The following is a 7,910-nucleotide window of genomic DNA, read 5'->3' as shown; positions in this document are numbered from 1 at the left end:
ACGGGTCCACGAAGGACGACACGCTGGCCAAGGCAGAGTCCTGGCAGGAGCGCCACCCCAGCATCGTGAAGGCCGTGCACCAGGAGAACGGCGGCCATGGCATGGCCGTCCTCAAGGGCCTGGGAAACGCCGAGGGGGCCTACTTCAAGGTCGTGGACTCCGACGACTGGCTGGACGCCGAGGCCTGCGCCACCCTTCTGGGCAAGATCCGCGAGCTGGACGAGACCGGCGAGCGCGTGGACCTCATCATCAGCAACTACGTGTACGAGCACGTGGAGGACGGCAGCAGCCACGTGGTCAACTACCGCTCGGTGCTCCCCGTGGGCAGGGCCTTTGGCTGGAACGACATCCGCCACTTCAAGATGGCCCAGAACCTCCTCATGCACGCCCTCTGCTACCGCACCGACGTGCTGCGCGACGGAGGGGTGCCCATGCCGGCGCACACCTTCTACGTGGACAACATCTACGCCTACGTCCCCCTGCCGCGCTGCCGCACCCTCTACTACCTGGACGTGGACCTCTACCGCTACTTCATCGGGCGGGAGGACCAGTCGGTGAACGAGAAGGTCATGGCGGGCAGGATCGACCAACAGGTCAAGATCACTCGCATCATGATGAGGTCCTACCACCTCTACCAGGACATCGAGTCGTACGCCCTGCGCAGCTACATGGTCAACTACTTCGTCATCATGATGATGATCTGCTCCGTCTTCTCGAAGCTCTCGGACCATGCCGACGCCATGGCGGAGCTCGACCGCCTCTGGAGCGACCTCTACGACTACGACCGGCGCATGTGGAGGCGTGCGCGCCTGGGCATCTGCGGCCTGGCCACCAACCTCCCGGGCGCCGGCGGGCGCGCGGCGACCATCGCGCTGTACCGGACCGCACAGAGGTTCATGAAGTTCAACTAGGCGAGGCACGACCAGGCCCGCACGCGACGAGTCACATGGCGGCCCGGACGGGGTGGACGACATCCCGTCCGGGCCCTTCCTTGTGTGGCGCGTGGGACTAGAGCCTTGCCGCAAGCATGGCCCTGGCGACCTCTCTGGCGCACGCCCCTCTCGCTTGGGTATACTTCCCTTGATAAATTGCGCACGATTAAGTCGTGCGGGAAGAGAGGATTGACATGGACGATACCAAGGTCACTGCCACCCAGGACGCCGCAGAGGGTGGGGAGCTCGACCCCCTGGCGCTCGAGAACCAGCTATGCTTCCCGCTCTATGCGGCGTCGAAGGAGCTCACGCGCAGGTACAAGCCCTTCCTGGACCCCCTGGGCCTCACCTACACGCAGTACGTGACGATGATGGCCCTCTGGGAGCGGGACGGCGTCACCGTGACCGAGCTGGGACATAGGCTCTACCTCGACTCGGCCACCCTCACCCCGCTGCTGCGCCGGCTCGAGGGCCACGGCTACGTCAACCGCACCCGCTCCAAGGCGGACGAGCGCGCCATCATCATCACCCTGACCGACGAGGGCAGGAGGCTTCGCAGGCAGGCGATGGACGTTCCCGCCTGCATCGGCGGTTGCATCAGCATGGAGCGCGAGGACCTCGTCGAGCTCAAGCACCTGGTGGAGAGGCTCCTCGCCTCCTTCAAGTAGGGCCCGCGCCCGTTCGAGCCCGCTCACGCCTCGTCGCGGCGGCGCCATCCTTCGCGCCGCCGCCCAGGCCTGCCGCTAGAGCAGGAGCTCCGCGATCTGCACGGCGTTGGTCGCGGCGCCCTTGCGAATCTGGTCGCCGCAGCACCAGAGGCATAGCGAGCTCACGCCGTCAGGTGCGGAGAGGTCGCGCCTGATGCGCCCGACCCAGACCAGGTCCTGGTCGGAGCTCTGGAGCGGCATGGGATAGCGCAGCTCGGAGGGCTCGTCCACCACGAGCACCCCGGGAGCTGCCTCGAGAAGCTCGCGGGCGCGCTCGGGCGAGAGGGGCCTCTCGAACTCGACCGTGATCGACTCGGAGTGCGAGCGCATCACGGGCACGCGCACGCAGGTGCAGCTCACGCGCAGCTCGGGAAGGTGCATGATCTTGCGCCCCTCGTTCTGCATCTTCAGCTCCTCGGAGGTGTAGCCCTCCTCCTTGAAGCCGCCGATCTGGGGAATCAGGTTGGCGGCGAGCTGGTAGGCAAAGGGGTCGGTGGGCCCCATCTCGCCGCCCTGGGCGACGACACCCATCTCGCGCTCGAGCTCGCGCAGGCCCGGCATGCCCGCCCCCGACGCCGCCTGGTAGGTGCTCACGACGAGCCTCCTGATGCCGGCCTCCTGGTGCAGGGGCCAGAGGGGCACCAGGCCGATGATGGTGGCGCAGTTGGGGTTGGCGATGATGCCGTGGTGCCAGCTCACGTCGTCGGCGTTTATCTCGGGGATGACCAGGGGCACGTCCTCGTCCAGGCGGAAGGCGTGGCTGTTGTCCACGCAGGTGGCGCCCCGCCTCACGGCTTCGGGAAGGAGCTTGCGAGCGAGTTCGTCTCCCGCCGCGCCCAACACGACGTCCACGCCCTCGAAGGCCTCGGGCGTGGCCTCGCGCACCACCACCTCCTCGCCGCGGAAGCGCACGCTGCTGCCCGCGGAGCGAGCGCTCGCAAGGGGGACGAGCTCCCCCACCGGGAAGTCCCTCTCCTCGAGGCACTGGAGCATCTGGGTCCCCACGACGCCGGTCGCGCCGAGGATGGCAACTCTCTTGTCAGGCATGTCCTAACCCCCTACTGGGCAAGCTGCGGCATCTCGACCATCTCGCCGTCGACGAAGCGGTCGTAGATGCACTGGATGGCACGTTCGAAGTCGGCGTTGTTGACGCCCATGATGATCGATATCTCCTGCGAGCTCTGGGTGATCATGCGGATGTTGATGCCCGCCTCACCCAGGCAGCCGAAGATGCGGCCCGAGGTGCCTGCGCGGCGGCTCATGTTGCGGCCCACGACGCTGATGAGCGCCAGGCTGTCCACCACGTTGATGCTGTCGGGCTCGAGCTCGTGTTGGAGCTCGTTGACGATGGAGTAGATGCTGTCCTTCACGTCGGCGCCGTTGACCACGACGCCGAAGGAGTCGACTCCCGTGGGCACGTGCTCCACGCTCACGCCGTACTTCTCGAAGACCGAGAGCGCACGCCTGAGGTAGCCCACGTCGTTCGAGATGTGGGCGCGCTGGACATGGATGGCCATGAAGTCGCGCTTGCCGGCGATGCCCGTGATGAGGTGCTCCTTCACGTGCTCCTCGGCCGTCTCGCGGATGATGGTGCCCTTGGCGTCGGGGTCGTTGGTGTTCTTGATCTGGATGGGGATGTTGGTCTCGCGCACGGGGAAGATGGCCTCCTCCTGCAGGACCGAGGCCCCCATGTAGCTGAGCTCGCGCATCTCGTCGTAGGTGATGCGGTGGATGGAGCGAGGGTGGTCCACCACGCGCGGGTCGGCGGCGAGGAAGCCCGAGACGTCGGTCCAGTTCTCGTACACGCCGGCGTCCAGGCAGCGCGCCAGGATGGCGCCCGTGATGTCGCCGCCCCCGCGCTGGAAGAGCTTGATGCTGCCATCCACCGTGGCGCCGTAGAAGCCCGGGAGCAGGAAGCTCCCCAGACGCGTCGCGCGGTCGCGCAGGCGCATCGCCGTGCGCTCCATGTCCACGCTGCCGTCATGGTGGAAGACGATGACCTCCGCCGCGTCCACGAAGGGAAGGCCCAGGTACTCGGCCATGAGCTGGCCCGTGAACCACTCGCCGCGCGACACCACGTACTCGGGCGAGAAGCCCTTGACCTGCGCCGCGAACTCGCCGAAGCGCTCTGCGACGGGGTAGCTGAGCCCCAGCTCGTCGGCGATGTCCTGATAGCGTGCCTGGATGTCCGAGAGGAGCGCCGTGCAGTCGACGTGATACTCGATGTGCGCGTTGACCAGCAGCAGGAGGTCGGTGACCTTGTTGTCCTGGGGGAAGCGCCTGCCCGAGGCGGAGACCACGACGAAGCGGCGCTCTGGGTCCGACCCCACGATTGACTTGACCTTGCGGAACTGCTCCGCGTCCGCGACGCTGGAGCCGCCGAACTTTGCGACCTTTATCATGCGTCAGCCCCTCGCGTCCAGCACGGCCATGAAGCTCGTCGGGTCGGCCCCGAGCGCACGGTCGAGCGTCGCGCGCGCCTCCTCGGCGCTGAGGCCGCGAAGGAGGCTGACGCCAGGAGCCCACTCCTCGGAGCCCTCGGGGGCCAGGCCGCTGCGCAGCAGGTAGTCGCCCCGCAGCAGGCCGGGGTCGTAGGCGAGGTCCGCCGAGAGGTCGTAGCTGGGGCGCCGGCCATCCCTGAAGTCGAGGATATCCTGGACCATGGCGTTGCCGGTGGGAAGCGACCCCGCCCCCTGGCCGTAGAAGCCGAGCTCGCCCACGGTCTCGCCCACGAGGCTCAGCAGGTTGAAGTTGCCGGGCACGTTGGCCTCGAGGGCGCGATGGCCCAGCACCACGGGCTCGACGCTCGCGGCGAAGCGACCACCCTCCTGCACTGCGCGCCCCAGCAGCCTGAGCGAGAGCCCGCGCGACGCCAGGAGGTCGAGGTCCGCCTTCGTGAGGTTGCGGATGCCGGAGGTGGGGATGTCCGTCCTGCAGGCGCAGCCGAAGGCGACGCTCGCGGCGATGGCGGTCTTGTTGCGCACGTCGATGCCGTCGATGTCGGCCGAGGGGTCCCTCTCCGCGTACCCCAGCTCCTGGGCGCGGGCGAGAACGTCCGCGAACTCCGCGCCCTCGCGCTCCATCGCGTCCACGATGAAGTTGGTGGTCCCGTTCATGATGCCGCCTATGGAGCTGATCCGGTCGATGCGCCGGGCCTTCTCGATGCTGGCGATCCAGGGCACTCCCCCGCCGCAGGTGGCCTCGATGAGGAGGCTCGCGCGCGAGAAGCGCGCCTGGCTCGCGAACTCGTCCAAGTATGCCGCGACCACGGCCTTGTTGGAGGTGACGACGCTCTTGCCGGCAGCGAGGGCCGAGAGGATGTAGCCGTGCGCCGGCTCGAGCCCTCCCATGCACTCCACGACGAGCTCGATCTGCCCGTCGCCCAAGATGTCCTCATAGTCCGAGGTCATGCGACCGTCGTCCAGGCGGCCCGGCAGCTCCAGGATCCGCGTCACCTCCACGCCGAGGTCCCTGGAGGAGAGAATCTGGTCTACCCCGCGTCCCACGACGCCGTGTCCCAGCAGCGCGACCTTCATGAGCTTCCAATCTTTCTACTGTGTGACGGTGACGGGAGGTCCCGCACCCTGCGACTATGATACTTACGAACGTTCTGCGAAACCCGAGGCTAGGAGCGCCACAGTGAGCATGTTCTATCACAGCACGCGCGGCGGCGGCGATTCCGTAACAAGCAGGCAAGCAATACTCGCAGGCATCGCGCCCGACGGAGGGCTCTACGTCTCGGACCAGCTGGGCGCCTCCGAACTCGGCGTCGAGGGCCTCGAGGCCGCCGGCTACCACGACATCGCGCGCCGCGTCCTGGCCACGCTGCTGCCCGACTTCTCGCCGGACGAGCTCGACGATTGCGTGCGCGGCGCCTACGCCCAGAACTTCGACACGCCGCTCGTGACCCCCGTCACGTCGCTGGGCGACGACTGGCTCCTCGAGCTCTGGCACGGGCCCACCTGCGCCTTCAAGGACCTCGCCCTGCAGATGCTCCCCCGCCTCATGTCCCGCTCGCGCGAGGAAGACGGGCGCAGGGTCATGATCGTGACCGCCACCTCGGGCGACACGGGCAAGGCGGCGCTGGCGGGCTTCGCCGGCGTCGAAGGCACGGGGGTCACGGTCTTCTACCCCGAGGGCAAGGTGTCCGACGCCCAGCGCCTGCAGATGGTGACGCAGCGCGGGGCCAACGTGGCCGTCTGCGGCATCAGGGGCACCTTCGACGACGCCCAGACCCAGGTCAAGCGCATCTTCGCGGACGAGGGCCTGAGGGGGCGCCTCGAGCGGGAGGGCGTGGTCCTCTCCAGCGCCAACTCCATCAACGTGGGACGGCTCGCCCCGCAGGTCGCCTACTACTTCAGCGCCTACGCGCAGCTCCTTGCGAAGGGCGCCATCCGCAAGGGGGACGAGCTCGACTTCGTCGTTCCCACCGGCAACTTCGGAGACGTCCTGGCGGGATACTACGCCAAGCGCCTGGGGCTTCCCGTGGGCAGGCTCACCGTCGCCTCCAACAGCAACAGGGTCCTCTTCGACTTCCTCCGCACCGGCGTCTACGACCGCCGGCGCGACTTCGCCAAGACCATCTCGCCCTCCATGGACATCCTGGTCTCGTCCAACCTCGAGCGCATGCTCTACTACCTGACGGGGGGTGACGCCGAGCGCGTCGCCGACCTCATGTCACAGCTCCGCAGCGAGGGACGCTACGAGGTCACGCCCGACGAGCTCGCGCGCCTGCGCTCCGACTTCGACTGCGGCTGGGCGACCGACGACCAGACCCGCGCCGCCATCCGCGCGGCCTGGGAGGCGGACGGCGTGCTCATCGACCCCCACACCGCCGTCGCCCGCCACGTCATGGGCCAAGGCGAGAGGGGCGGCAACGTGCGCGTGTGCCTCTCCACCGCGAATCCCTACAAGTTCTCGGCCGAGGTGCTGGGGGCGCTGGGACACGATGTGGAAGAGCTTGACGCCTTCGCCTGCATGGACCGGCTGCAGGAGCTCACGGGGACTGTGGCGCCGGCGCAGCTCTCGGCCCTGAGGGATGCCCCGGTGCTGCACGAGGACGTCTGCGACCAGGGCCAGATGACCAACTTCGTGGAAACCGCCTGCCAGAGGGTCTTCGCGTGAGCGCCACCCTCCCCCGTGGCGTTCGCGTCCGCGTGCCGGCCACCTCGGCCAACGTGGGCGTGGGCTACGACTGCCTGGGTCTGGCGCTGGACCTCATGGCCGAGTTCTGCTTCGAGCCGGCGGACGAGCTGTCCATAGACGGCTGCCCCGAGCGCTTCCGTGGCGAGGACAACCTCGCCTGGACCAGCTACCTCGAGGCCTGCCGCAGGCTCTACCAGCGTCCGCTCCCCCTGCACCTGCACATCGACTCCCCCATCCCGCTCTCGGGCGGGCTGGGCTCGAGCTCGACCTGCGTGGCGGCGGGGGTCGTGGCCGCACAGCTGCTCCATACGGGCGGGCTGGACCCGCAGGCAGCCCTGGACGTGGCCTGCGAGCTGGAGGGCCACCCGGACAACGTGGCCCCCGCGCTCTTGGGTGGGCTCGTGAGCTCGTTCGTGGACGGACGGAGCACGAGGTCGCTGCGCTTCGACGTGGCCGAGGGCCTGCGCTTCGTGGCCATCGCGCCGCCCTACGAGGTGCGCACCGCCGACGCCCGTCGCGTCATGCCCCAGAGCGTCCCCACCGAGGTCGCCGTGTGGCAGATCGGCCACTGCGTCGCCGCCGTGCACGCCCTTGCCACGGGAGACGCGGACCTGCTCTCAAGCGCCTGCCAGGACCGCCTGCACGAGCCCTACCGAAGCGCGCTCATCCCCGACTACGAGCCTCTGAGGCGCACGGCGCTCGCCGCGGGGGCGGCGGCCTTCACCATCAGCGGCTCGGGCTCGACGATGCTCGCCATCTGCGACGGGGACGAGCCGGCGGGACGCGTGCTCGCCGCCGTCGAGGGCATGGTGGAGAACCGCGTCAATGGGCTCTGGGTCCGCGTGCTCCCCGCTCGGAGCCACGGCGTGGAGTGGGAGCTGACCTAGGCTGCCAGCGGAGGCCGCCCGTCGCTCTCGCCTTGCCCTGGTGCTTCACCCGTGGTGCGGCCGTGCGAGTCCGTGGCGAATGGCGCGCGTCCCTGCTGCGTCCGACGCGTGCAACGCGCGCACAGGCTCGCAACCACAGCGTCCGGCACGTCCCGCACCGGCACGAAAGCGTCCGATGCGTACGAGCGCTTCGCGACAACGCCCAACGCGCTTGAACTCGCGACCACAACGCCCGACGC

General features: G+C 68.6%; 7 protein-coding genes. 4 read left to right on the top strand and 3 right to left on the bottom strand.

Features of this window, described 5'->3' with window-relative positions; genetic code table 11:
- A partial coding sequence (locus HMPREF1868_RS02510; RefSeq protein WP_062530051.1) for a glycosyltransferase family 2 protein occupies positions 1-911 on the top strand: 911 nt, incomplete at its 5' end.
- 215 nt (positions 912-1,126) lie between these two features.
- The gene (locus HMPREF1868_RS02505; RefSeq protein ID WP_062530049.1) at positions 1,127-1,600 is read left to right on the top strand and encodes a MarR family winged helix-turn-helix transcriptional regulator; all 474 of its coding nucleotides are present in this window, start codon (positions 1,127-1,129) and stop codon (positions 1,598-1,600) included.
- Positions 1,601-1,675: 75 nt separating this feature from the next.
- Here HMPREF1868_RS02505 and HMPREF1868_RS02500 read toward each other — a convergent pair whose 3' ends face one another.
- From HMPREF1868_RS02500 to HMPREF1868_RS02490, 3 genes are read right to left on the bottom strand one after another with little or no spacing between them, the layout of a single operon-like run.
- Positions 1,676-2,686, bottom strand: coding sequence for an aspartate-semialdehyde dehydrogenase (locus tag HMPREF1868_RS02500; RefSeq protein ID WP_062530047.1), 1,011 nt, complete (start codon positions 2,684-2,686; stop codon positions 1,676-1,678).
- Positions 2,687-2,697: 11 nt separating this feature from the next.
- Complete coding sequence (locus tag HMPREF1868_RS02495) at positions 2,698-4,041, bottom strand: aspartate kinase (RefSeq protein ID WP_009279484.1); 1,344 nt, start codon at positions 4,039-4,041, stop codon at positions 2,698-2,700.
- Between the two features lie 3 nt (positions 4,042-4,044).
- Positions 4,045-5,175, bottom strand: a complete 1,131-nt coding sequence (locus tag HMPREF1868_RS02490; protein ID WP_009279485.1) for a homoserine dehydrogenase — start codon at positions 5,173-5,175, stop codon at positions 4,045-4,047.
- A 103-nt stretch (positions 5,176-5,278) separates the two neighbouring features.
- On the opposite strand from HMPREF1868_RS02490, the gene thrC reads away from it, so the two are divergent.
- Complete coding sequence (gene thrC / locus HMPREF1868_RS02485) at positions 5,279-6,763, top strand: threonine synthase (protein ID WP_062530045.1); 1,485 nt, start codon at positions 5,279-5,281, stop codon at positions 6,761-6,763.
- Complete coding sequence (gene thrB, locus HMPREF1868_RS02480; RefSeq protein ID WP_062530043.1) at positions 6,760-7,671, top strand: homoserine kinase; 912 nt, start codon at positions 6,760-6,762, stop codon at positions 7,669-7,671. The genes thrC and thrB overlap by 4 nt, the downstream gene beginning before the upstream one ends.
- The last annotated feature ends 239 nt before the right edge of the window (positions 7,672-7,910 follow it).

The sequence above is a fragment of the Olsenella sp. DNF00959 genome, from assembly GCF_001553055.1.
In the GTDB taxonomy this organism is placed as follows: Bacteria; Actinomycetota; Coriobacteriia; order Coriobacteriales; family Atopobiaceae; genus Olsenella_I; species Olsenella_I phocaeensis.
This window is presented reverse-complemented; position numbering and strand designations above follow the sequence as displayed.

Bases quoted from the DNA above. Each gene is read 5' to 3' on its own strand.
- HMPREF1868_RS02505 (WP_062530049.1), top strand. From the start codon at position 1,127: ATGGACGATACCAAGGTCACTGCCACCCAGGACGCCGCAGAGGGTGGG.
- HMPREF1868_RS02500 (WP_062530047.1), bottom strand. From the start codon at position 2,686: ATGCCTGACAAGAGAGTTGCCATCCTCGGCGCGACCGGCGTCGTGGGG.
- HMPREF1868_RS02495 (WP_009279484.1), bottom strand. From the start codon at position 4,041: ATGATAAAGGTCGCAAAGTTCGGCGGCTCCAGCGTCGCGGACGCGGAG.
- HMPREF1868_RS02490 (WP_009279485.1), bottom strand. From the start codon at position 5,175: ATGAAGGTCGCGCTGCTGGGACACGGCGTCGTGGGACGCGGGGTAGAC.